This window comes from Belnapia sp. AC561 (assembly GCF_979252845.1).
On the sequence record NZ_CEEDBP010000470.1, the window covers coordinates 1 to 238 of the forward strand.

The window sequence follows — 238 nt, forward strand, 5'->3', positions numbered from 1 at the left end:
TCCCGGATCTGCTCGACCGCGCCGATCTTGACCTGGTTCGGGAACAGCCGGCGCAGATGCTCGGATGGCATGCCGGCCTGCACGGACAGCACGAAGGACCCGGCGCGCAGCCCGTTGCGGTCGGTGATCGGGCCGATCCGCACCCCATGCCGCGCATCGCGCAGCGGGATGGACACCGCTTTCTGGTCGATGTCGGCCGAGAGCGCCCGGCGCAGGTCGGCGATCACCGGGGCGAAGC

Annotated in this window: 1 protein-coding gene; it reads right to left on the reverse strand. The window is 71.0% G+C overall.

Features of this window, described 5'->3' with window-relative positions:
• Positions 1–238 (reverse strand): type VI secretion system baseplate subunit TssK (tssK, locus tag AC0IW9_RS31890; protein ID WP_471652285.1); only part of this gene is annotated, 238 nt, incomplete at both ends.